General features: G+C 54.1%; 21 protein-coding genes. 14 read left to right on the top strand and 7 right to left on the bottom strand.

The window, feature by feature from the left end:
* Positions 1 to 58: 58 nt before the first annotated feature.
* From ACVWZ0_RS01745 to ACVWZ0_RS01730, 4 genes are read left to right on the top strand one after another with little or no spacing between them, the layout of a single operon-like run.
* Complete coding sequence (locus ACVWZ0_RS01745) at positions 59 to 1390, top strand: UDP-N-acetylglucosamine-transferase (RefSeq protein WP_253456380.1); 1332 nt, start codon at positions 59 to 61, stop codon at positions 1388 to 1390.
* A complete protein-coding gene (locus ACVWZ0_RS01740) occupies positions 1387 to 1971 on the top strand; it encodes a DotU family type IV/VI secretion system protein (RefSeq protein ID WP_253456383.1) in 585 nt (194 codons plus the stop codon). The genes ACVWZ0_RS01745 and ACVWZ0_RS01740 overlap by 4 nt, the downstream gene beginning before the upstream one ends.
* 2 nt (positions 1972 to 1973) lie before the next feature.
* Positions 1974 to 3371, top strand: coding sequence for an OmpA family protein (locus tag ACVWZ0_RS01735; protein ID WP_253456386.1), 1398 nt, complete (start codon positions 1974 to 1976; stop codon positions 3369 to 3371).
* Positions 3368 to 3853, top strand: a complete 486-nt coding sequence (locus tag ACVWZ0_RS01730) for a DcrB-related protein (protein ID WP_253456389.1) — start codon at positions 3368 to 3370, stop codon at positions 3851 to 3853. Before ACVWZ0_RS01735 ends, ACVWZ0_RS01730 begins: the two co-directional genes overlap by 4 nt.
* Positions 3854 to 3899: 46 nt before the next feature.
* Here ACVWZ0_RS01730 and ACVWZ0_RS01725 read toward each other — a convergent pair whose 3' ends face one another.
* The gene (locus tag ACVWZ0_RS01725; RefSeq protein WP_253456392.1) at positions 3900 to 4496 is read right to left on the bottom strand and encodes a helix-turn-helix domain-containing protein; all 597 of its coding nucleotides are present in this window, start codon (positions 4494 to 4496) and stop codon (positions 3900 to 3902) included.
* 867 nt (positions 4497 to 5363) lie between these two features.
* On the opposite strand from ACVWZ0_RS01725, the gene ACVWZ0_RS01720 reads away from it, so the two are divergent.
* Positions 5364 to 7478 carry a TonB-dependent receptor gene (locus tag ACVWZ0_RS01720; protein WP_253456395.1) on the top strand — a complete coding sequence of 705 codons (2115 nt, stop codon included), beginning with the start codon at positions 5364 to 5366 and terminating at the stop codon, positions 7476 to 7478.
* Positions 7478 to 8494, top strand: coding sequence for an ABC transporter substrate-binding protein (locus ACVWZ0_RS01715; RefSeq protein ID WP_253456398.1), 1017 nt, complete (start codon positions 7478 to 7480; stop codon positions 8492 to 8494). Before ACVWZ0_RS01720 ends, ACVWZ0_RS01715 begins: the two co-directional genes overlap by 1 nt.
* A gap of 9 nt (positions 8495 to 8503) precedes the next feature.
* On the opposite strand, the gene ACVWZ0_RS01710 is transcribed toward ACVWZ0_RS01715, so the two are convergent.
* The 3 genes from ACVWZ0_RS01710 to adhP all read right to left on the bottom strand — a co-directional run bounded on the left by ACVWZ0_RS01710 (position 8504) and on the right by adhP (position 11454).
* Positions 8504 to 8650, bottom strand: coding sequence for a hypothetical protein (locus ACVWZ0_RS01710; protein ID WP_253456401.1), 147 nt, complete (start codon positions 8648 to 8650; stop codon positions 8504 to 8506).
* 411 nt (positions 8651 to 9061) lie between these two features.
* Positions 9062 to 10072 carry an alpha/beta fold hydrolase gene (locus ACVWZ0_RS01705; RefSeq protein WP_253456403.1) on the bottom strand — a complete coding sequence of 337 codons (1011 nt, stop codon included), beginning with the start codon at positions 10070 to 10072 and terminating at the stop codon, positions 9062 to 9064.
* Positions 10073 to 10428: 356 nt separating this feature from the next.
* Complete coding sequence (gene adhP, locus ACVWZ0_RS01700) at positions 10429 to 11454, bottom strand: alcohol dehydrogenase AdhP (RefSeq protein ID WP_253456406.1); 1026 nt, start codon at positions 11452 to 11454, stop codon at positions 10429 to 10431.
* Between the two features lie 308 nt (positions 11455 to 11762).
* On the opposite strand from adhP, the gene ACVWZ0_RS01695 reads away from it, so the two are divergent.
* The 7 genes from ACVWZ0_RS01695 (at position 11763) to ACVWZ0_RS01665 (ending at position 17589) form a co-directional block, all read left to right on the top strand.
* On the top strand, positions 11763 to 13349 hold the full coding sequence (locus ACVWZ0_RS01695; protein ID WP_253456409.1) for an MFS transporter: 1587 nt from the start codon (positions 11763 to 11765) through the stop codon (positions 13347 to 13349).
* A gap of 31 nt (positions 13350 to 13380) precedes the next feature.
* Positions 13381 to 14520 (top strand): beta-galactosidase BglB, encoded by a 1140-nt coding sequence (gene bglB, locus ACVWZ0_RS01690; RefSeq protein ID WP_253456411.1) that lies wholly within the window; start codon positions 13381 to 13383, stop codon positions 14518 to 14520.
* 13 nt (positions 14521 to 14533) lie between these two features.
* On the top strand, positions 14534 to 15295 hold the full coding sequence (kduD, locus tag ACVWZ0_RS01685; protein ID WP_253456414.1) for a 2-dehydro-3-deoxy-D-gluconate 5-dehydrogenase KduD: 762 nt from the start codon (positions 14534 to 14536) through the stop codon (positions 15293 to 15295).
* A 42-nt stretch (positions 15296 to 15337) separates the two neighbouring features.
* On the top strand, positions 15338 to 15979 hold the full coding sequence (locus ACVWZ0_RS01680) for an RpiB/LacA/LacB family sugar-phosphate isomerase (protein WP_253456416.1): 642 nt from the start codon (positions 15338 to 15340) through the stop codon (positions 15977 to 15979).
* Positions 15980 to 16328: 349 nt separating this feature from the next.
* Positions 16329 to 16784: an SgcJ/EcaC family oxidoreductase gene (locus tag ACVWZ0_RS01675; protein ID WP_253456419.1), complete on the top strand. Its 456-nt coding sequence runs from the start codon at positions 16329 to 16331 to the stop codon at positions 16782 to 16784.
* 172 nt (positions 16785 to 16956) lie between these two features.
* Positions 16957 to 17139: a hypothetical protein gene (locus ACVWZ0_RS01670; RefSeq protein WP_253456422.1), complete on the top strand. Its 183-nt coding sequence runs from the start codon at positions 16957 to 16959 to the stop codon at positions 17137 to 17139.
* A 108-nt stretch (positions 17140 to 17247) separates the two neighbouring features.
* On the top strand, positions 17248 to 17589 hold the full coding sequence (locus ACVWZ0_RS01665) for a hypothetical protein (RefSeq protein WP_253456425.1): 342 nt from the start codon (positions 17248 to 17250) through the stop codon (positions 17587 to 17589).
* A 384-nt stretch (positions 17590 to 17973) separates the two neighbouring features.
* On the opposite strand, the gene azuC is transcribed toward ACVWZ0_RS01665, so the two are convergent.
* A complete protein-coding gene (azuC, locus tag ACVWZ0_RS01660) occupies positions 17974 to 18051 on the bottom strand; it encodes a stress response protein AzuC (protein ID WP_367317866.1) in 78 nt (25 codons plus the stop codon).
* Between the two features lie 172 nt (positions 18052 to 18223).
* The gene (mntP, locus tag ACVWZ0_RS01655; protein ID WP_253456428.1) at positions 18224 to 18790 is read right to left on the bottom strand and encodes a manganese efflux pump MntP; all 567 of its coding nucleotides are present in this window, start codon (positions 18788 to 18790) and stop codon (positions 18224 to 18226) included.
* A 371-nt stretch (positions 18791 to 19161) separates the two neighbouring features.
* Here mntP and ACVWZ0_RS01650 point away from each other — a divergent pair, with 371 nt between their 5' ends.
* Positions 19162 to 19404 carry a DUF1158 family protein gene (locus ACVWZ0_RS01650; protein ID WP_125289315.1) on the top strand — a complete coding sequence of 81 codons (243 nt, stop codon included), beginning with the start codon at positions 19162 to 19164 and terminating at the stop codon, positions 19402 to 19404.
* 211 nt (positions 19405 to 19615) lie between these two features.
* On the opposite strand, the gene mgtA is transcribed toward ACVWZ0_RS01650, so the two are convergent.
* Positions 19616 to 22261, bottom strand: coding sequence for a magnesium-translocating P-type ATPase (mgtA, locus tag ACVWZ0_RS01645; protein WP_253456431.1), 2646 nt, complete (start codon positions 22259 to 22261; stop codon positions 19616 to 19618).
* Between the last annotated feature and the right edge of the window lie 588 nt (positions 22262 to 22849).

Below are 22849 nucleotides of genomic sequence, written 5' to 3'. Positions count from 1 at the left end.
ACTCTGGCGGCACCGTTCGATCAAGGGATTTATCAACGTCAAATTACAAGGCGGCTCTATGGAAAGGAAACCAGCCATTTTTATCAGCATCGCCAGCTATCGCGATCCGGAACTGATCCCGACGCTCCGGGATTTAATTGAGAAGGCCTCCGGATGCTACAGGCTTGCCGTGGCCGTCTGCTGGCAGGATGAGGGCGACCGCCAGCGCTTTCACCAGGCCGGCATGACGCTCTGCGCGGCGGAATCAACAGCAGAGTATGACCTCCTGACCTGGCGTTATCTGGAGACGGAAATCCGGATGATTTCCCTGCACTATTTCTTCAGTAAAGGCGCCTGCTGGGCCAGAAACCAGTGTGAAACGCTTTACCGCGAGGAAGAGTATGTGCTGCAAATCGATTCCCACTGCCGCTTTGTAGAGGGCTGGGACAGAGAAATGGTTGCCATGCTGGAAGCGCTGAAGGTGCAAAGTGAAAAGCCGGTGCTCTCCTCTTATCCGCCGGGCTATGTACCCGGCAAAGAAGAGGAAAAAACCCAGGCGATATTTCGCCTGGTTTTCAGAGGCTTTTCCAGTGAAAAAATAGTGCAGCTCACTTCGGTTGATTTTCAACAAGCGGCGCCAGTCAGAGGGAGTTATCTGGCGGGCGGCTTTATTTTCGCCGAAGGCCGTTTCGTAAAGGAGGTGCCGAACGATCCGCAAATCTTCTTCGAGGGCGAAGAGATAGCGATGGCGGCCCGGGCCTTTACCCACGGTTATGACGTCTGGCATCCGCATAAAATAGTGCTGTGGCATTTTTACGGCAGGGAAGAGGTCAGGCGAATTTGGGGCGATCATGATGACGAGGCGAAAAAATCCGGTTCCGTAGACCGTGCCTGGCACGAAAGAGACAGCCTGTCGAAAAAAAGAGTCAGAACCCTGCTGGGTATGGAGCAGGCTGAACCGGCCGATATGGGTCGCTATGGTTTGGGCAGCAGGCGTACGCTGGCTGAGTTCGAGGCCGCGCAGGGCATCTCCTTTACCAAACTTGCCGTGCTGCCAGAAGTGCTGGGAACGGAACGTGTCGCCTGGTTTCCGCCGCCCTATGGCAAGTGGCGGGAAAGATTAAGCAGCCATCAGAAAAAAACTATTGGGTTGACGCAGGAAGAGTTTACCTCGCCGCTGGCCGATATCACCTGCCTGCATATCGGTGTTTATAGCAACGCCAACGATCTGCTTTATAAAAAAATCCTGTCGGGAGAGGAAATAAATGAATGCCTGGCCGGGCATGACGGCGGAGAAATCGCAATCGATCTGGACGTGACATTTCCGATCATGTTCACGCCCGCCGCGATACGTTTTAGCGCTTATGACGATAGCGACGGGTGGAGTAAGGTTGTGGAGAAAACCTGGTGAAAAGCACAACGCTCTACCATCGCCTGATCTGCATTGATGCCCTGCTCTCTTTTGACGGCATTATTCCTTCCCTGCCGGAATTGCAGTTAACGCTGATCGCGCTTATTGAGCGGTTCAGCAAAGCGCTGATTGCTGAAGGAGAATGTGAAAGGCTCAGCGATGAGCTGTGCCACGCGCTCTGCTGCTATCTGGATCGGCGAGTCGCGTTACGCCTTCGCGCCGACAATATTGCCTGGGACCGCTATGCGCTGACGCACTATTTTTACGGCTATACGGACGGCCCAATGACGTTGGGCGACAGGCTTGAACCGCTGCTGGCCGACGGCCAGGGCCAGATCTTCACCTACGCCCAGAAATTGTTTCTTGTTTCGGCCTTTACCGGCAGGAACAGTGCTCCCCTGCTGTCACTGTCTGTCACTCAGCCAGCCGCCGCCTGCCAGACAGAAACAGAGGAGGCGGCTCCGGACACCATGCCGCCACGATGGCCGGCATATTTTATGCTGCCGTTGCAACTCATTCTGCTGAGCCTGCTGCTGATCGTGCTCTGGCTGTTTTGTTCTGCCTGGCTGGAGGCGCTTTAACCATGCCAGCTTCGTTGTTAAAAAATCAGCCCGCTGCCGCCGCGCCCGCCATCCTTATTATCGGCCCCTATGCCGCAAAATGGTTTTCTGAACGGCAGCCGGAACAGGAAGACGTGCCGATAAGTTGGATCGTGGTACCGGAAGCGGAAGCGCTGCCGGAAATAGTAAAGCGGATGAGAAAGAAGAAGCATCGCCTCTATGCTTTTTTCCCCTTTTTCCCGGACGGCGAGGAAACCGACGCTCAGGCGCTGGCGAAAATCGCAGCATGGCGCTTATATGAGCAGGAGGCGCTGCCGTGCGTGCTGGGTCTCTATGCCCGTCTGAGCCATGAAAGCCAGGCCGGACAGGCAAAATGGTCCGGTAAGTTTGACCTCCGCAAGGTCGGTGAAACCACCCTCGCGCGCGAGCTGGCAAAACTACTCGCCGTCTCTGAGCCGCTCAGCTGCCACTCAATCTACCGTTACGCCATGACGGACGCGCTGCGCCTGTGGTTGGAAAGTTCGGGGATAGCCAAAGCGCTACAGGCGCTGTTCTCCGGTTCTTCGCTACGGTTAAGCGCCGTTCTGCTGGCCGATAATGGCAACGGCTTTACCCGTCATGGCGCCTGGGCGCAGTGGCTACAGCAGAAATTCGGGCTCTGTCCGGGTCTTTCTCCGGGCGTTATGCTGCCCAGCTTACCTGACGTCATCGACCCGGGCGTGCCTTATCAGCCCGACAGGCAACGCTCGGGGTTTTCATGGCGCTGGCTGCCGGTTTGCGCTGCGCTGCTGCTGGCGATGCTGCTGATCGGCTCCACCTGGTTTGAGGCTAAAAATATCGCTGCGGCGACCCGTACGCTGGCCGATTTCCGGCAAACGGAAGAGACACAGCTGCAGAAAAAAAGAGCGGTTTATCAACGACTGCGCGACCAGAAACAGCAGCTGCTGTACTGCCGCGACGCCTGGTTTAGTCGGCTATGGCGATTTTCGCGCTGTGGGGAAATGGCGGCGCGCGTCAGTGACGCCCTGCAAAATTACAATCCGTCGCCGGTTTTTATGGCGTCAGGCTCCGTCGCGCTGTTTGCCAGAGGAAGCGCCACGCTCGGGCCTGACAGCAGTAAAAATCTGGCCTGGCTGCTGCCGTTAATGCAAAACAATGCCCAAACAACTTTTGCCATCGTTGGGCATTCCGACAATACCGGCAGCCCGGAAGCCAACTACCAGCTCTCGATACGCAGGGCGAAGGCGGTTCGTGACTGGCTGGTCAGCCATGCCAACGTCCCGCCGGACAAACTTGTGATTAAAGGGATGGGCGACAGCCTGCCCGTTGCCAGTAATCAGACCGGAGAAGGCCGGGAAAGAAACAGGCGTGTGGAAATCATCCCATTGGCGGATGCAACAAATAAAACAGGTGAACCATGAGTAAAAAAAAGAGCTACATCATGTACGAAGGCACTTTTCTGACCGAGGCGCCCTTTTATGATCAGAGCATTAACGTCCTGCGTTTTCGCGATCCGGAAGCGAACGAATATACCATCCTGATTAATCGATCATTTAAAAATGAGGGGCAAACGCTGGAAGAATTTTGCGAAACGCAAACTAATTTTATGGCCAACAGCCTGCCCGGCTATAAGAGCGAGGGCAAAATGCTGAAGAATGAAATCGGCCCGGCTAAGTTGCCGGTGATCCAGACGGCCAACTCTTTTCTGGAGAATGGACAGCCGGTTAAGCAGGTGCAGTCTACCGTCGAGCTTCCCTGGCATCCGGTAATCAATCCTGCCAGGCTAAATCTCATTGTATTTACGCTGGCTTCCTCAGCGGAATTTAATGACTTCCAGCGTAAGCATTATGTGCAAATCATCAACAGCTTTAATCCTGAAACCGTGTCGATAGTCGACAGTTAAGCTACCGCTTTATATGGCCCGCTTAAAGGCGGGCCGTAAGATAATGTTACAGGCAGAGCGTATTACCTTTTTTATTACCATATTGCGCTACAAAAGAGGCATATTTGTAAAATTCGACCCGGTTAAGCATCCCCATTTTTCTGATGGCGTTGCGGCAATGCGTACTGACGGTTTTTTTTGAACGCCCTAACATCCTGGATATATTTTCCGTATCGTAGCCCTGGCCAACCATCAGCATAACCTTGCTTTCTGTAGAAGAGAGCTGCATAAAGTCTTTTAGACCGGTTAACTTATAATTTTCACAGCTGGCAAAGCTGGCCGCGTTAGTAGTGGCTATCAGCATGATTTTTCGAATTTTTCCGGTAATTTGCGGTATATTATCTCCACGACAGATAAAGGGAATGTGTAGCGCTGACAGGTGAGGTTCCGCCTGGCCCTTGCCGGCAATCGTTTCGCGCTTATAGAAAAAAACGCTGATCATAATGTCTCTGAACACAATATCGGCTTCTTTCGTTACCGGGCTACTTGTTTCTGAAACCACTTCAAATAACCCATCCCTGAGGGTTTTCCCTGCACTTGTAATCAGCGATTCAACGCCTTTCCGATAATATACGTTATCGCTGGAAACGATTATCTTTAGCATAATATTTCATCCTGAATATAAATTACGCAATGAGTTTCTGTTTTATGCAGTCGCGCAGGTTGTTCACAACATTAATATGCTGTGGCGGCGGAGATAAACGCCGGTATCGATTTTAAAGGCACAGGAAAAGTAAAAGACGGTTTACCCGCCGATGCCGTGCGCCCATCCTTACGCAAGCTTTTTCCACCTTAAAAAGTGAGTGAAATATGAACAGCCCTAAAATAATAATCGATAGCAATGGCTAAAATAGCCTATAAGATCCTGATACTTTCCACTCCGGCGGTAAAACCGGGAAGAAATAACTTGCCGAAACACATCCTTTTCTATTCCGACAGACCTGCATGGATTACGTTATCTTATTGATCCCATAATAAACAGATATAGCAGTATTTTATACAAAAATAATCCGATACCGTGAATAACAAATATTCCTCAAGGAACAGGCTCAACCTTTCTGTGTGCCTTTTATGCCGTATTACTGAAGGTTACCAACAAGTCGCTATTTTATCAAAATTCAGATCGGGCACAACAAATACGGACGGCATTTGCCTGGCGGTAAAATACCTGATGGCATATTGGCATCAAATACAGGCGAAAAAACCGTCCTTACAGGCCTGCCGCTTATCACAAAAATTTTCTACCCATCTGATAATGTTCCCGCTTTACGCAAAATAATATGATGCAGAAAATCTGTAGGCATCATTAATTATTGTTGATGGGCCGTTATCCAGCAGCATATTCCAGGCTCCTGCGGATAGCACTCGCTATATAATTTATCATATAGCGATATGCTATCTTTCGCGTGAACTTTACAGGCATCTGCATTCAGGCAGCCCGAAGGCTGCTTTTCGATCGGCAAGGTATAAAATGACAATAGCCTCACCGCCGCGCATGATGAAGCGCGCGCTTTACGTACTGATTTTGACAGGTATTCAGGCTCAGGCCGCTACCCAGGAAGAAACCCTCACTGTAGCCGCCGCGCCGGATAGCGAAGCGGCTGCGCCCGACAGGCAGGTCACGCTGGGTAACCTGGGCAAGCAGGAAATCCGCAATACGCCCTGGTCCGTGCAGCAAGTCTCCCCAACGCTGATGAAGCACCAGCAGTTAAAAAGCATCACGGATATCTATCGCTATATGCCTTCCGTGCAGGGTGACGGCGCCCGCCCGCAAACGCGTGGAATGCAGGGCAGCGTGGTACAGAACTCTATGATTGACGGCCTGAATGTCGTCTCGACTACCGATTACGCTGCCGAGCAGTTTGACCATCTGGAAGTGCTGAACGGTTTGGGTGGATCGCTTTACGGGCCGGCAAATCCGGCCGGGTTGTTTAACTTTGTGGCGAAGCGCCCCACCGATATTGCACAGCACAGCCTTACTTTTGGCGCTGGCACCGGCCTCAGCCGCCTGGTTTCCGGCGACTTCAGCGGCCCGCTGGACGACAATGACCGCCTGCGCTATCGCGCTAATTTTCTGGATGATGAGGGTGACGGCTTTGCACACGGCAGTAAAAAGCGCCGTCAGCTGTTCAGCATGGGGCTGGACGCAACGCTAACCGATCGCACGACGTTAGAAAGCAATTTCAGTTATTACCACTATTATGAAAAAGGGCTGCCGGGCAAATTTGCGCTGGGCAATGGCCTCTCTTTCCCCGCCGCGCCGGATCCCAAAAAGACGTATCTCGGACAATACTATGCCGGTAGCGATAACCATACGCTGACCGCCAGCGTACATCTGAAGCACGATTTTGACGGGAACTGGCAGGGCGAACTGGGCGTGCTGCGGCAGATTGCCGATCGTGAATCCACGGCGGTCACGAATACTTTTACCGACCGCGCCGGTCATTATAAAACCACCACCTCCTCTTCTACAGCCAGCCGCTTTACCATTAACAGCTATATGGCGAACCTGAACGGCGAGCTGGAAACGGGCTGGCTGCATCATCAGCTTTCCACCGGCCTGCGCGGCTTTGTCTGGAAAAATTATAATCCGCTGAACGGCACCACCAGCACGCTGGGTAGCGCCTCGCTCGACGAGCCGCAATCCTTTGCCGAACCGGACTACCCGGATTTCACCCATCGCTACCACTCGGCTACCGCCACGCAGCAGGCCTTTTTGCTTAGCGATACGCTGACCTTCTCACCGCAGTGGAGCCTGCTGCTGGCCGGTAGCGAAAGCTTCCTGACTTCCGCTAACTATGCAAAAACCGGCAGCCGCAGCAGCCATTCAGATAACAGCGGCTTTAGCGGTTCGGCCAGCCTGATGTTCAAGCCTGTCGAACCGCTGACGCTCTATATGAGCTGGGCAGACAGCCTGCAACAGGGCGATACCGCGCCGAGCGGCTCCACGAACGCGGGCAGCATCCTGGCGCCTTATCGCAGCAAACAGCTGGAAGTGGGCAGCAAGCTGGCGATTGATAAGCTGTTGCTGACCGCCGCGCTGTTCCGGATTGACCGCCCTTTCGCTTATGCCACCGCCAGCGGCGACTATGCCGTGGACGGCAGCCAGCGCAACCGGGGGCTGGAGCTGATGGCCGACGGCGACGTTACCGACAGGCTGCATCTGTATGGCGGCATGACATGGCTCGATCCACGCCTGCGCGATACTGCCAGTCCCGCCACGAGCGGCAGGCAGATAGTGGGCCTGGCTCGCTATACGGCCAGCCTGTTCGCCGCTTACGATTTACCTTTTTTACGCGGTACGGATATTCATGGCGGCATGCACTACGTAGGACGCCGCAGTACCGATAACGCCAACGACAGCTGGACAGGAAGCTATACGACTTTCGATATCGGCAGCAGCTACACAACGCGGCTCTTCAATACGGAAACCATTTTTCGCCTGGATGTCACCAACCTGACTAATCGCCATTACTGGACGAATATCGTGCCCGGCGGCCTGAACGGCTACAGCGGCGCGGGCTATGCCAGCGCCCAGCTCGGCGAACCGCGCATGGCGCAGCTTTCTCTACAGCTGAGGTTCTGATGATAAAACCCCTGATTACGCCGCTGCTGGCGGCTCTCTTCCTGCTTTTTGCTACACCTGGCTTTGCCCGGAGCGTTATTGACGACGCCGGCAACAAGGTCGAGGTACCGCAGCAGGCCCGACGGATCGCCGACGGCTGGTATGCGCATCATTCGCTGTTGATGACCCTGGGCGCGGGCGACCGCATCGTGGCGACCGTTAATCACGCCAGCGATCGCCCCTGGATGTTTAAAATAGCGCCGTCGCTGCATCAGGCGCTGTCGGTTCATGGCCGCACGTTTAACAGCGAGGCGCTGCTGGCCGCAAAGGTCGATACAGTATTTGTAGCGGCAGAAGATGCGGATGCTGACGCTTACCGGCGGGCCGGGCTGCCGACGCTGGTCATGCACTTTGACGATTTTCCCTCTATGCAGCGCTCGCTGCTGACGACGGCCGGGGTGGTCGGCACGGCGCAGGCGCGACGGCGAGCACAAGCCTATAACGCCTGGCTCGATGCCCGGATTGCCGCTATACAGGCGAAAACCGCAGGGCTAAGCAATAGCCAGCGGCCTGGCGTTTTACATATTCAGTCCCTGCATCCGCTGAAGGTTGACGGACGCAACACGTTGATCGACACCTGGATCCGCCTGGCTGGCGGCCGCAATGTGGCGGCGGAAGTAAACGGCAATATGAAAGAAACCTCGCCGGAAAACGTGCTTTTCTGGCAGCCGGATATCATCATTATCGGCGCGGGAGCCGGAAAGCTGGCCGATTCAGACTATGCGGCGCTGTTTGCCAATCTGCAGGCGGTAAAACGCCATCAGGTCTGGCAAAATCCGGCGGGCGTGTTTCCCTGGGATCGCTACGGCACGGAAGCCGGGCTGCAAATTCAGTGGGCGGCAAAACTTCTGCATCCCGAGCTTTTCCCGCAGCTTGATATGGTCAAGGCGACGCAGGATTTTTACCGCCGCTTTTTCGATTACGCGCTAACGGTGGACCAGGCGCAGCGCATATTGCACGCGCAGGGGCCGGCATAAGCGCGGCCGTTACGGCCTGTCGGGCACGTTCCAGCTACAGTCGATTTCATCGTCGTGGCTGGAACAGTCTGCAACCGGATTATGTTGCTGAGCATGACGGTGCCCCATGCAGCCACACAGCAGTAAAAAACAGACCAGAACGCTATATTTTTTCATATTATCTTCAGAGAAAATTGCCTGAAGAAAGAATAAAAACGATAGCGTCAACGTAATGATAACGTGCCGAATAATAGCCAAAAATTAATAGTAAACTTACAACTTTGAAGGAAATAATATTATTAATATGACGCGAATAGCTATTAATTTAATCCACTATTAACACCTGAAACCTTCCCGTTAATTATTATTTATTTCGCAAGCAACACGCTATCGTTTCGGTTTGGTTGATGCCGATAAATTTATGCTTTTTTCCGTATGGCGGATCCCCCTGAGCGGCGGGGCTAAGCCAGTCAGCTAACCATGTGGCAAATAGCGGGTCAGGTTATGGCTTTTCTGACTCACCGGGAGGCACCCGGCGTCATGCGGACGCGTTCGCAGCGCAGGCTGGAAGCCTGCGCTGTGCTGTCATCAGAGCTTGTTCAGATCGTCAATCAGCGTACGGTTAAACATAGCGGGATCTTCCATCTGCGGCGCATGTCCCATTCCTGTGAATTCAATCAGCCTGGCATGGGGGATCAGTTTCGCCGCCTCTTTGCCCAGCTCGTTATAGTGCCCTATTTTCGCTTTTACCTCCGGCGGCGCGATATCGCTGCCGATAGCGGTGGTGTCTGCCGTGCCAATCAGCAGCGTCGTCGGCACCGTCAGGTTGCCAAATTCATAATAAACCGGCTGGGTAAATATCATGTCGTAGAGCAGCGCGGAATTCCAGGCAACCAGCTTGTGGCCCGGCCCGTTATTCAGCCCCGCCAGCATAGTGACCCAGCGATCGTATTCCGGCTTCCACTGGCCACTGTAATAGGTTTTCTGCTCATACGCCTTGATGCTTTCCGCGCTGGTTTTCAGCTCTCGCTGATACCAGTCGTCCACGCTGCGCCAGGGCACGCCCTTCGCCTTCCAGTCTTCCAGCCCGATCGGGTTGACCAACGCCAGCTTTTCTACCTGCTGTGGGTACATTAACGCATAGCGTGTAGCCAGCATCCCGCCGGTTGAATGGCCGACCAGCGTGATCTTATCAATATGCAGGCTGGCGAGCAGCTGATGCGTGTTTAACGCCAGCTGCTGGAAACTGTATTGATAGTAAGCAGGCTTGGTTGAGGTGCAAAAGCCGATCTGATCCGGCGCAATTACCCGATAGCCCGCATGACGCAGCGCCTCTATGGCATCCTGCCAGGTCACGCCGCAGAAGTTTTTGCCGTGCATCAGCACTACCGTCCGCCCGTTCGCTTTCCCTGCCGGTCGCGCGTCAATGTAGCCCATAGAAAGCGGCTGCTGTTGTGATGAAAAATTAAACTTTTCAATTGGATAAGGGAAATCGAAGCCCTGTAGCTCTACGCCATACTGCGGCGTATTGTCGGCAGCCACTGCGCTAAAGGTCAGCAGCGCGGCTGCGAGCAGCCCTGTTTTAGCCTTTTTTAACACCTTAACTATCCTCATTAACGTTCAAAGCGAAACGATGACTTCTGAGCTTAGCGGTTAATCGTCCCGATAAGGCGTGCAGCCCTTGCTGTACAACGCCACAGCGCTTAGCAAAAAGAGCTACGCCTGTGGCGAATTCTCCACGGGTGAGTAAAGTTAATTTGTTACCATGTGTTCAAAGGGAAAACAAATGTTAAACAATGCGGGTTGGCTGGTGTCACTGCTGTGGCTAAGCCTCTGTTGCCGACTGGAGCCGGAAGCGCCAGCCCGGTCGAGCTTCTTTATGAGCGCGTGACAGGTTTTGTAAATATTTGCCTGTGGAAATAAGCGGTTAAGCCGTTTCCACAGGCAAGTCAGCTTTAGCCAGCGTGGGTGTCAGCAGTAAAATCAATCACCATACGGCCTTTGATTTTCCCTTCCAGCATTTCGTCGAAAATTTCATTAATCTCCTCAAGAGAACGTTTGGTGACTTTCGGCACCACTTTTCCCTCTGCCGCGAACTGAAAAGCCTCAGCCAGATCTTCACGCGTACCCACCAGCGAGCCGACCACCTGAATACCGTCCAGAACGAGACGTGGGATATTCAGACTCATCGATTCTGGCGGCAGGCCAACGGCCACGATACGGCCACCGGCACGCATGGCGTCTACCGCCGAATTAAATGCCGCTTTGGCCACTGCGGTTACCACTGCCGCATGCGCACCGCCCGTTTTTTCCTGAATGATCTTCGCCGCATCCTCCTTCAGCGAGTTGATAACTAAGTCGGCGCCCATCTCTTTGGCAAAAGCCAGCTGCGCATCGTTTACGTCCACGGCGATGACTTTGGCATTAAAAACATTTTTGGCATATTGCAGCGCCAGATTGCCCAGTCCGCCCAGGCCATAAATTGCCAGCCACTTGCCTGGCTGAATGCCAGAAACCTTTACTGCTTTATAGGTGGTGACGCCCGCGCAGGTTACGCTGCTGGCCGCTGCCGGATCCAGCCCGTCCGGCACTTTCACCGCGTAGTCCGCTACCACGATACACTCTTCCGCCATGCCGCCGTCGGCGGTAAAACCGGCATTTAATACGTTGCGGCACAGGGTTTCATTGCCCGTCGTGCAGTATTCGCAGTGGCCGCAGCCTTTATAAAACCACGCCACGCTGGCCCTGTCGCCCACCTTCAATGAGGTCACGCCAGGCCCGACCTCGCTGACGACGCCGACGCCTTCATGGCCGAGCACCACGCCGGTACGATCGCCAAAATCCCCATTTTTAACGTGCAGATCCGTGTGGCAGACACCGCAGCATTCCATTTTTAACAGCGCTTCGCCATGCGCCAGCGCGCGCAGCTTTTTCTCAACGATATCGACAGTATGATTCTTGTTGACCACGGCAGCTTTCATTGTGCTTTCCTCTTCGGTTGGGTTTTTAACTATATAAACATTTTCACCGCTGACTTTGATTTAACGCCATAAAATCAACCACAGATCGCAACAAATCTTGCCTGGCAAAGCCTGAATGGCTAATTCAATAAAATTGAAACGCCATTTTATTAAATTAGTGAAGCCGCCCGCCGCTATCTTCTTTTCTTCGCCACCGCCTTATATCGGCTGGCAAAATCGCAAAGGTTTTCTGGACGTCATAACTCTAACGTACTTCCTCTCCCGACATACAGCCGGGCTGTGCATGTTGGTTACTCAGGATGAACATTATGACAATACGTAAACCAGGAACGCTTAATTATCTCGCCTATGGATCAGGGGATTTTCTGGGTGCCGGTACGATGGCATTAACATCTGCCTGGCTGCTTTACTTTTACACCACCTTCTGCGGCCTCAGCCCTATTGAAGCCACCTCTATTTTCGCCATGGCGCGCATTGTGGATGGCGTGGTCAGCCCGCTAATGGGCTACTTAACCGACCACTTCGGCTCTACCCGACTCGGCAAACGCTTCGGCCGCCGTAAATTCTTTATCCTTCTGGGCATTCCCCTTGTTTTCAGCTACAGCCTGATGTGGGTCGGCGACATGACCTACGTCTACTACCTGCTGACCTACCTCTTTTTTGAAGTGGTCTACACCTCGATTCTGGTGCCTTATGAAACCCTGGTGCCGGAGATGACCGACGACTTTAAAGAGAAAACCAAATTCTCCGGCGCACGCATCGCGCTGGCGCAGCTTTCCGCTATTCTGGCCGCTTTCCTGCCGGGTATCCTGCTGGCTTATTTCGGCAAGGATAATCCGCTCTCTTTCTTCTATTCCAGCCTGGTCTTTTCCGTGCTGTGCGCCATCGTGCTGACGCTGGTTTATCGCTATACCTGGGAGCGCCCGGCCGAGAAAAAATCCGCCGCCGCGCTGGCAGCCGAGCAGCAGAAGCTGACGCTGGGGCAAAGCCTTGGCCGCCTGAAAACCGAGCTGTTATCTACGCTGCGCATCCGTATCTTCCGTCAGCATCTGGGCATGTATCTGGGCGGCTATATCGCGCAGGACGTTTTTAACGCCGTGTTTACCTACTACGTGGTATTTGTGCTGATGCAGCAGGCCACCGTGGCTTCCAACCTGATGGGCACGATGGCGATCCTCCAGTTTGTTGCCGTGATCGGCATGATCCCGCTCTGTATCCGTATTGGGCCGGCGCCCGCCTACCGCATCGTGGTGGCGCTGTTTGCGCTCAGTACGCTTTCCTACGGCGTGCTTTATTACAGCGGCATGAGCGATGTCTTCTCGCTGCTGCTGCTGATCTCCGCTATCGCTGGCCTGGGCCGCGGCGGCATTAACTACGTGCCGTGGAATATCTATACCTACATTGCGGACGTGGACGAGGTGATTACCGGTCAGCGTCGCGAAGGCATTTTCGCCGGGATCATGACCCTGACGCGTAAGGCTTCGCAGGCTGGTGCCGTCATGCTGGTCGGCATCCTGATGCAGCTTTCCGGTTTTGTGGCGGCCAGCACCGAGCAGGCCGAAAACGTCAGTCATGCGATCCTGATGATCATGTGCGGCGGCACGATCCTGGTCCTGTGCATGGGCTTCCTGATCTCCCTGCGCTTCAAGCTGAATTTGACCACGCACAAAATCCTGCGTGACGAAACCGAGAAAATGCGCATAGCGGGCGGCGTCGTCCCTGACAGCATCACGCCGCAGGCTCGCGCTACCGTCGAGATGCTGGCCGGAATGCCTTACGAATCGCTGTGGGGCAATAACAACATTGGTTACCTGAATCGGCATAAGCCAGCGGCCGGCACTCTGCCCGCTCAGACCACAAAAGCGGCGCCCGGCGACAATTTAACGCATTCATAGTCAACTTAAGATCCACGAGGACAGAGCAATTATGGTCGTATACCCAGTAAAACACAGCCCACTCCTGCGCCAGCCGGAAAGGTTTATCTCCAGCCAGGAGCTGCATCAGCTGATCAACAAACTGGTGGACAATTTGGTGAATATTACCGACGAAACCGGCGAGTTTTTACTGAGGCTTGACGATGGCCGGGTGATTGATACCAAAGGCTGGGCAGGATGGGAATGGACGCACGGCATCGGCCTGTACGGCATTCATCAGTATTACCGCCAAACCGGGGACGATCGGCTGCGAGCCATCATTGATAACTGGTTCAACGACCGTTTTGCTGAAGGTTCCACCACCCGTAACGTGAACACGGTTTGCCCGTTTCTGACGCTGGCATACCGCTATGAGGAAACCCGCGATCCACGCTGGCTGCCCTACCTGGAAAGCTGGGCAGACTGGATTATGCATGATATGCCGCGTACCGATATGAGGGGTTTGCAGCACATCACGCTGGCGGAAGAGAACCATCAGCAGCTGTGGGATGACACGCTGATGATGACCGTGCTGCCGCTGGCAAAAATCGGCAAGCTGCTGAACCGCGCGGACTATATCGAAGAAGCCAAGTATCAGTTTATGTTGCATATCCAGCATCTGATGGATAAGGAAACCGGGCTGTGGTTCCACGGCTGGACGTTCGATGGTCACCATAATTTTGCTAACGCTCGCTGGGCGCGCGGCAACAGCTGGCTGACCATCGTTATTCCGGAATTCGTTGAGCTGCTTGAGCTGCCGGAAGGTGATGCGACCCGGCGCTATCTGCAACAGGTGCTTTCCCGCCAGCTGGAGGCGCTGGAAAAATGTCAGGACGAAAGCGGCCTGTGGCATACGTTGCTGGACGATCCCAACTCCTATCTTGAAGCCTCCGCAACGGCTGGCTTCGCCTTCGGCATGTTAAAAGCCGCGCGTCGCCGCTGTGCCGATCCCCGCTATATAGCGGTGGCGGAAAAGGCGATTAAAGGATTGATCTCCCGCATCAATAAGGACGGGGAGCTGACACAGGTTTCCTTTGGCACCGGCATGGGTAAAGACCTCGATTTCTACCGCCAGATACCGCTGACCTCCATGCCTTATGGCCAGGCGATGGCGATCCTGTGTCTGGTGGAATACCTGCACGTCTATCTATAAATAAGGAAACTGCATGATTCTTGACGATTTTTCTCTACAGGGAAAGGTGGCTGTGGTCACCGGTTGTAATACCGGCTTAGGGAAAAGTATGGCAGTGGCTCTGGCACAGGCGGGCTGTGACATCGTGGCGATTAATCGCCGCGATCCCGCCGATACCGCGGCGGAAGTCGGCGCAACGGGAAGACGCTTTCTCAGCTTGCAAGCCGATCTCGGCCGTCAGGATCGGCTGTCATCACTGTTGGAACGTGCGGTAGAAGAGATGGGGCATATCGATATCCTGGTCAATAACGCGGGTTTGATCCGCCGCGAAGACGCGCTGAACTTTAGCGAACAGGATTGGGATGACGTGATGAACGTCAATATCAAGACGCTGTTCTTTTTATCGCAGCTGGCCGCCCGTCAGTTCATTAAGCAAGGGAGCGGCGGCAAGATTATCAATATTGCCTCGATGCTCTCTTTCCAGGGTGGCGTGCGCGTGCCTTCCTATACCGCGTCGAAAAGCGCGGTGATGGGGCTGACGCGTCAGCTGGCCAACGAGTGGGCGAAATACGGCATCAACGTTAACGCGCTGGCGCCGGGTTATATGGTCACTAACAACACGGAGCAGCTACGCAGCGATGAAGAGCGCAGTGCGGAAATTCTGGCGCGTATCCCGGCTGGCCGCTGGGGTACGCCGCAGGATTTAATGGGTCCGGTGATTTTTCTGGCATCAAAAGCCGCTGACTACATCAACGGCTATACCCTTGCGGTAGATGGCGGCTGGCTGGCGCGCTGATGCGCCATCGGCCTCTCAATGACTGAATACTGGAGAACAAAGATGAATATTGCACTGATGATGGAAAACAGCCAGGCGGCGAAAAACGCCGTGGTGCTGGAGCAGTTACAGGCCGTAGCGGCGCAGAATAAAGACGTGGTGTTTAACGTCGGCATGAGCGACGAGAACGATCATCATCTGACCTATATCCACTTAGGCATTATGGCCAGCATTCTGCTGAACGCAAAGGCAGTAGATTTCGTGGTCACCGGCTGCGGCACCGGTCAGGGCGCGCTGATGTCGTTAAATATCCATCCTGGCGTGGTGTGCGGCTACTGCCTCGATCCGGCGGATGCGTTTCTGTTTGCGCAAATCAATAACGGCAACGCGCTGTCGCTGGCCTTTGCCAAAGGCTTTGGCTGGGGCGCCGAGCTGAACGTGCGCTATATGTTTGAAAAGGCCTTTACCGGCCGCCGGGGCGAAGGCTATCCCGTCGAGCGTAAAGAGCCACAGGTACGCAACGCCGGTATCCTCAATCAGGTAAAAAGCGCGGTAATCAAAGATAACTATCTGGATACGCTGCGCGCAATTGACCCGGAACTGGTGAAAACCGCCGTCGGCGGCGAACGCTTCCAGAAATGCCTGTTTGAACAGGGCAAAGATGCAGAAATCATTGCCTGGGTTAAGCAGCTATTACAGAAATAAAAACGTTGGTGGTCGGCTTCGGCTGACCATCTTTTTTTACCCGCCCGGCTCCTGTCGTTTGCAATGCTCTGCTTATCCACACGGCGCATTTTCGCTATAAAAACCCTGCCTTTATCTCATCTTATTAAAAAAACACCCGGATAATATAAATCATGTTATTCATCTTTATTAATGCCGTTAATAATAAATAAATAATTAACGCAGTGCTTACAATAAAGAATGCTTATTGACGTGATCTATATCAACCCTCTGGCATAGCCTTTTCCCATCGCTGCGAACGTTTAATATGCGTTTATTAGCTTCTGGTATTTTAGCTTTATTAAAAACACAGATACTACGGAGATAATTAATGAAGGCTGGATTAATTGGTTTGATGATTGCCGGCGTGCTTACCAGCTCGGCGGCTTTTGCTCAGGAGAGTACTTCCTGCGTTAAAATGACCGAGCAGGAAGTTGCCTCTATGTTCGATCGCTGGAACGATTCGCTAAAAACAGGCGATGCCAACACCGTTTCGCAGAACTATCTGTCAGATGCCGTGCTGCTGCCAACGCTGTCGAACAAAGCTCGCCTGACGGACGAAGAGCGCGTTGATTATTTTAAAAAATTCCTGGCGAAGAAGCCGGTTGGCCATATCGACAGCCGTACCGTTCGCATCGGCTGTAATAAAGCTATCGATACCGGCACCTATACCTTTACCTTTGGCGATGGTTCTAAAGCCGCCGCGCGTTATACCTTTACCTATGCATGGGACGGACAGAAATGGCTTATTTCAAGCCATCATTCCTCCGCCATGCCCGAAGGTTAAGATTGCTGTCTCCACGGTTGAGATCGTGGAGACTTTTGCACCTCCTTCTTATTCCTCCCGCTAAAACTATTCAGGCGCCATAAAACACCGTTCCCGGTGATGGTTACTAAAATCGCCTTTCTGACCATGTAGAAGACGCTGCACTACCAGCCAGCTTTCCTGCCCGGGACTGGTGATAGCGGGCGACGATCGCGTCAATCCGCCGCCGCAGGGCATTGCGCTGTTTGATATCGTGGCGGCGGCAGAGAAAAAGCTGCATGTAGAAGCGGAGGCAAAACGTTACGCTCGCTACAGCGGCCCGCGCTTCGATCACCTCATCGCGCAGCAGATCGACTGGTACAGAGCCTGGCTCTGAATTAAAGTATTTACTCTTCAGGCGTACGGTGCCGGCCCGCTACGGAAGCGCTATCCTTAACGGGCCATGCCGAACCGGCCGAACGTAAATCCTTGTTAAGGAGCAAATATGAAAAAAATAATGCTGCTGCTTGCCGCTCTGGCGGTAACTGGCGCAGCGCAGGCTGCAGACTCAGACGATCCGGCCCAGGGCTATATCGCTAACCTTTGTACGCTGGTGACGCAGGATAAAGCAGCCGACTCGGCGGATGGCTATATCACCAAGCTGAAAGCGCTGCACATGCGCGGCCAGTCGCCTTCCGCGCAGGAAAAACCGGACTTTGACGAAGACGAAGCCCGAACCGTGGTTGCTGCCTGGATGAATCTGAGCGAAGACCAGAAGAAGCAGGCCAGCCAGAATATGGAAGCCTGTCAGAGCGCTACGCTGGACGAGTACCAGAGCCAGGATTAATGGCCTTTCGCCCTGCTGGCTGTGACGCAGTCAGCAGCGGCGGCTTCTTTTTGACTGCGTGGCGTCATCAAAACCGGCGGGCGGCAGAGAACGCAGGCGTAGCAAGCCAAAGCGGTCATTGTCATCAGCAGACCGGAAGCGATTGAAAAGCGAAGAGCGTGTTAGCGAGCTGAAAACGATTGAAACGTGGGATAAGCGAAGACGGGTTTAGCGAGTCGAAAGCGGGATAAGTGAAGAAGCTTTTAGCGAGTCAAAAACGGGATAAGCGAAGAAGGTTTTAGCGAGTCGAAAACGGGATAAGCGAAGAAAATTTTAGCGGGGTAACAGGTGATAACCATCGGTCTTTCCCTGACCGCGGCTATCGAGGGTTTCGGGCCGGAGCCATTAATACATAGCGCCTGGCGGTACGTGTTTAAATGTTTCAACATAGCTACGGAACACGTAATTGATAACTTTTTTCATTTTTTGCACCTGAAATTCAACTTTTATTGATAGAACGCAAAAAAAGTATACAAGAAGCGCACTTTCCAGGCAAATAAATTTGAAGCAGATCACATAATTCGCAAGATTATGCGAAAGCGAACCTAAACAAAAGCTAAACGAGACGGGTAAACCCGGTCTTTTGTCTGCACCTTTACAGGATGCCCAGGTGCTCAACCAGGATACTGGTGCCAATGCCAATCAGCACCACGCCGCCGAAAATCTCCGCCCACTTGCCCATTACCGGGCCAAGAAAACGGCCTAACAGGATGCCCGCCGAAGCCATTACCAGCGTCGAAGCGCCAATCGCCAGCGCGGTCGTCACAATATTCACCTGCAGGAAAGCCAGGCCGACGCCGACGGCCATGGCATCCAGACTGGTCGCGACGGCGGTCATCGCCAGCAGCCAGAATCCGTGACGCTGGGGCGCTTCGCACTCTTCATCCTTTTTACGGAAACCTTCCAGAATCATGCGGCCACCAAGCACCAGCAGCAGCGTAAAAGCGACCCAGTGATCCCATGCCATTACGTAGCGGCTGGCTGCAATGCCTACGCCCCAACCAATCAGTGGCGTCAGCGCTTCAATCGCGCCGAAAATCAGGCCAATGCGCAGCGCTTCTCTCAGACCCGGACGCTGCAGGCTTGCGCCTTTGCCAATCGCGGCGGCAAAAGCATCCATCGACATGCCGAAGGCCAGAATAAGGGTTGCATATAGGTTCATTGTGGTTATACCGGTCTGGCGGTTATCTTCTCGCCCAGACATCAAAAGAACGGTTCTTGTTGAAGAAACAAGCCCCTCAGGCTTAATGTGCGTGCATCCTACCACGCGATTGCGCGTATAAAAAGACAATAAAATCAGTTGTTTAAGTATAGCCTTGGCTATACTTTTTAACGAATGCTAATTTCGCGCAAAAAAGAGGCGCAAAAACACTAAAGGAATTACCGGGTTATGATGAGCGACCTTTCAGCCGGTGGGGAATTACGCGCGATAAAAATCGCCAAAAAGCGCCGAAAAAATTCCCTGCGCGTGCAAGGTTGAACCCGCCAGCCGTTTACCGGAAAATGGCCGTCACTGACCGAGACGGAACCGCTATGAACAATCCTTTTCTGACCTTTTTAATGCCGATGAGCACGCTGATGCTGGGCTTTCTCTCCGCGCTGCTGCTGCCCGCGCCCTGGTTTGGCGTGGAGCTGACGCGCCGCCTGACTACGCTGTTTCATCTCAGCGATGTCGGCCAGCTCTATACGCTGGTGTTCTGCCTGTGGTTTTTACTATTAGGCGCGCTGGAATACTATGTGATTCGCTTTATTTATCTGCGGTTTATCAAGGTATAAACAAACTTTTGCCGGCCCTCCACGCGGGTTCCGGATCAGGTTGACGACGGCGCGGCAGGCTTCGTTTACAGCTTCTGCCAACCGCGCCCGGCTCTATGCCTGCTCCTTTTCAGTGGCCGAAGATCATCAGCAGGCCGCTGGACAGGATAACTAACGCAACAAAGAACAGCACGATAGCAGTGATGGCGTTGTTATATTTCATCTTTCCTCCTCAGAACCACTGGCCGAAACGGCGGATATAAAGGCGCTTCATTCCCTGCGTCACCAGGCAATAACCCAGCAGCGTCGCTACCAGCCACGGGAAGTAAGTCCAGGGCAGCGGCGTCAGCCCAACCGCTTCGCCCAGCGGTGAAAAGGGGATGGCGATCCCCAGCGCCATCACCAGCCCCGTCATCAGCATCACCGGCAGCGCCGCGCGGCTCTGGATAAAAGGGATCTTCTGCGTGCGCAGCATATGCACCACCAGCGTTTGCGACAGCAGACCTTCGACAAACCAGCCTGACTGGAACAGCGCCTGATGCTCCACGCTGTTGGCGGCAAAAACGTTCCACATCAGCAGAAAGGTGGTGACGTCAAACAGCGAAGACGTCGGGCCCATCCACAGCATAAAGCGGCCGATATTCCTTGCGTCCCACTTACGCGGCTTGCGCAGGAACGCCTTATCCATTTTGTCCCAGGGCAGCGCCAGCTGGGAAAGGTCATACATCAGGTTCTGGATCAGCAATTGGATAGCCAGCATGGGCAAAAAAGGCAGGAATGCGCTGGCGATCAGCACGGAAAAAACGTTGCCGAAGTTGGAGCTGGCGGTCATATTCAGGTACTTAATAATGTTGCCGAAAGTCTCGCGGCCTTTGATAACGCCCTGCTCCAGCACCATCAGGTTTTTTTCCAGCAGAATAATATCGGCAGACTCTTTTGCAATATCCGTAGCGCTGTCGACGGAAATCCCGACATCCGCCTCCCGTAACGCTGGCGCATCGTTGATGCCGTCGCCCAGGAAGCCGACCGTATGGCCGTTTTGTTGCAGCATATTCAGCACGCGGGATTTTTGTAGCGGCGTCAGGCGGCAAAAAATGGTGCGTGAATCCGCCAGCGTCGCCAGTTCGCGGTCATCCAGCCGCTCGATTTCGCTGCCGCACAGCGGCTCTCCTGGCTCCAGCCCGACATCGCGGCAAATTTTGCTGGTGATAATGGCGTTGTCGCCGGTCAGCACTTTTACCGTTACGCCGTGCTCGTGCAGGGCGGCAATCGCTTCTCTGGCGCTCTCTTTGGGCGGATCAAGGAAGGTCAGCAGGCCGCAAAGCGTTAAATCCCGCTCATCATCCTTGTGCAGCGGCAGCGTTAGCGGCATATCGCTCAGATCGCGTTCGCCGATAAGCAGTACGCGAAAGCCCTGCTGATTCCAGCGCGCCGCCTGTTGGCTCCACTGCTGACGCGCGGCCTCATCCAGCGGACGCCGTTCGCGTCCGTCCTGCCAGTGCGTGGCGACAGACAGCATTTCGCCCAGCGCGCCCTTGCAGATCAGTGTCTGCCGGTCGTGTTCGTCCGCCACCACAATGGACAAACGGCGGCGCTCAAAATCAAACGGCAGCTCGTCGATTTTACGATAGCGATGCAGCCCGCTAACCGCCCATTTTCCCTGGCTGAAGCTCAGGATCGCCCTGTCCATCAGGTTTTTTACACCGGTCTGATGGCGGCTGTTCAGCCAGGCCAGCTGCAAAACCCGATCGCTGCTGTGCCCGTGCGCGTCAAGATGCTGCGCCAGGATAATGCGATCCTGGGTCAGCGTGCCGGTTTTATCGGTACACAGCACGTCCATCGCGCCAAAATTCTGAATAGCGTTAAGCCGCTTCACCACCACTTTGCGCCGCGACAGGGCAATGGCGCCTTTCGCCAGATTAGAGCTGACAATCATCGGCAGCATCTCCGGCGTCAGGCCAACCGCCACGGCCAGCGCGAACAGCGTGGCGTCTGCCCAGTCGCCTTTGGTAAAGCCGTTGATAAACAACACCACGGGCACCATCACCAGCATAAAGCGCACCAGCAGCCAGCTGACGCTGTTTACGCCGCGATCGAAAGCGGTTTGCGGCCGACTGCCGGTCACGGATTTTGCCAGCGAGCCAAACCAGGTACGGTTGCCTGTCGCGACTACGACGGCGGTAGCCGTACCGCTGGCGACGCTGGTGCCCATCAGGCAGATATCGGGCCTGTTCAGCAGATGGTCATCTGGCTGGCACCGATCTGACGCGGCATGTTTTTCTACCGGCACCGCTTCGCCGCTTAGCGAAGCCTGGCTGATAAACAAATCTTTAGCGGTCAGCAGGCGCACATCTGCCGGCACCATGTCGCCAGCCGACAGAAAGATCACGTCGCCGGGCACCACGTCCTGTAGCGCAACTTCCATTCTGACCGGCGCGGCGTTTTCGCTACTGCGGCGAATAGCGGTTGCCGTCGTGCGTACCAGCGATTTCAGCGCTTCCGCCGCTTTATTGGTGCGGTACTCCTGCCAGAAACGCAGCAGGCCGCTGAGCGCCACCATGGTCAGCATGATGATAATGCCGGTAAGATCGGTCTCTTCGCCCTGCCGCAGCGGCAGCAGGTAATCCGTGAAAAAGCTGATGGCGGCCAGCACGATCAGGATCCAGATAAAGGGGTTATTAAAGGCCTGGATCAGCTGGATCAGCGCGTGCGGCGCCTGAGCCGTGGCGACCTCGTTTTTGCCATATTCCAACAGGCGCTCGCTGGCATCAGCGGCGGTCAAACCATTGCGTTGGGTGTGCAGACGAGCCAGCGTGCTGTCCAGGCTCAGTTTTATTTCTTGTGCGATAGCCAGATCGCGGGAGCGGGATTTTTTCATGTGCCTAATCCTTTATTTTTATTCAGGCGCAGAGAAGCGACCCTGCGCATGAGGATTTGATTTTTGGGGTCAGGATTGGGCGAGGCGGGGAAGAGGAAAAGAGGACGTTACGGGAAGCGTGTACGCTTAACTCTGCCTGTTTGCCATCGCCCGTCGCTGGTCGGAGGTTCTTTCATCGTTAATCCTTGCCCGGCGGCTGCGCGGGAGAAAAAAGTTATGACGGGGACGTAATGCTCAGGAGAGAGAAAAACAGTGCCCACCGGTTATCGGCAAGCAAACGGCGTAGCCTGCCTTATGAGTTAAAACGTAAAGGATGACTGTCCAATTATTGGCTCCGTTAAGGAAATCGCCGCCACTATAATCCCGCTTACCGGGGAAGTAAACCCAGACGGCGGCGAGCGAATTTTTCAGCGTAAACAATTATTTTTCATTTATAATCAATAGATTAAACTAATTTATAACCGTAACTAACCGCTGAGTTAATCTAAACCCTGACTCAACGAGTGCGATTTAATGGGTCACTTGGTGGGTACGGCACACCAGCGCGAATGATGACGATCAACGCTATCGTCCTGATTTCCTCTATAC

The organism is Erwinia sp. TECH1 (genome assembly GCF_054057575.1).
Note: the sequence above shows the minus strand (reverse complement) of the source record. Positions and strands in the feature narration are given on the sequence as shown.

Bases quoted from the DNA above. Each gene is read 5' to 3' on its own strand.
- ACVWZ0_RS01745 (WP_253456380.1), top strand. From the start codon at position 59: ATGGAAAGGAAACCAGCCATTTTTATCAGCATCGCCAGCTATCGCGAT.
- ACVWZ0_RS01735 (WP_253456386.1), top strand. From the start codon at position 1,974: ATGCCAGCTTCGTTGTTAAAAAATCAGCCCGCTGCCGCCGCGCCCGCC.
- ACVWZ0_RS01730 (WP_253456389.1), top strand. From the start codon at position 3,368: ATGAGTAAAAAAAAGAGCTACATCATGTACGAAGGCACTTTTCTGACC.
- ACVWZ0_RS01725 (WP_253456392.1), bottom strand. From the start codon at position 4,496: ATGCTAAAGATAATCGTTTCCAGCGATAACGTATATTATCGGAAAGGC.
- ACVWZ0_RS01720 (WP_253456395.1), top strand. From the start codon at position 5,364: ATGACAATAGCCTCACCGCCGCGCATGATGAAGCGCGCGCTTTACGTA.
- ACVWZ0_RS01715 (WP_253456398.1), top strand. From the start codon at position 7,478: ATGATAAAACCCCTGATTACGCCGCTGCTGGCGGCTCTCTTCCTGCTT.
- ACVWZ0_RS01710 (WP_253456401.1), bottom strand. From the start codon at position 8,650: ATGAAAAAATATAGCGTTCTGGTCTGTTTTTTACTGCTGTGTGGCTGC.
- adhP (WP_253456406.1), bottom strand. From the start codon at position 11,454: ATGAAAGCTGCCGTGGTCAACAAGAATCATACTGTCGATATCGTTGAG.
- ACVWZ0_RS01695 (WP_253456409.1), top strand. From the start codon at position 11,763: ATGACAATACGTAAACCAGGAACGCTTAATTATCTCGCCTATGGATCA.
- bglB (WP_253456411.1), top strand. From the start codon at position 13,381: ATGGTCGTATACCCAGTAAAACACAGCCCACTCCTGCGCCAGCCGGAA.
- kduD (WP_253456414.1), top strand. From the start codon at position 14,534: ATGATTCTTGACGATTTTTCTCTACAGGGAAAGGTGGCTGTGGTCACC.
- ACVWZ0_RS01680 (WP_253456416.1), top strand. From the start codon at position 15,338: ATGAATATTGCACTGATGATGGAAAACAGCCAGGCGGCGAAAAACGCC.
- ACVWZ0_RS01675 (WP_253456419.1), top strand. From the start codon at position 16,329: ATGAAGGCTGGATTAATTGGTTTGATGATTGCCGGCGTGCTTACCAGC.
- ACVWZ0_RS01665 (WP_253456425.1), top strand. From the start codon at position 17,248: ATGAAAAAAATAATGCTGCTGCTTGCCGCTCTGGCGGTAACTGGCGCA.
- azuC (WP_367317866.1), bottom strand. From the start codon at position 18,051: ATGAAAAAAGTTATCAATTACGTGTTCCGTAGCTATGTTGAAACATTT.
- mntP (WP_253456428.1), bottom strand. From the start codon at position 18,790: ATGAACCTATATGCAACCCTTATTCTGGCCTTCGGCATGTCGATGGAT.
- ACVWZ0_RS01650 (WP_125289315.1), top strand. From the start codon at position 19,162: ATGAACAATCCTTTTCTGACCTTTTTAATGCCGATGAGCACGCTGATG.
- mgtA (WP_253456431.1), bottom strand. From the start codon at position 22,261: ATGAAAAAATCCCGCTCCCGCGATCTGGCTATCGCACAAGAAATAAAA.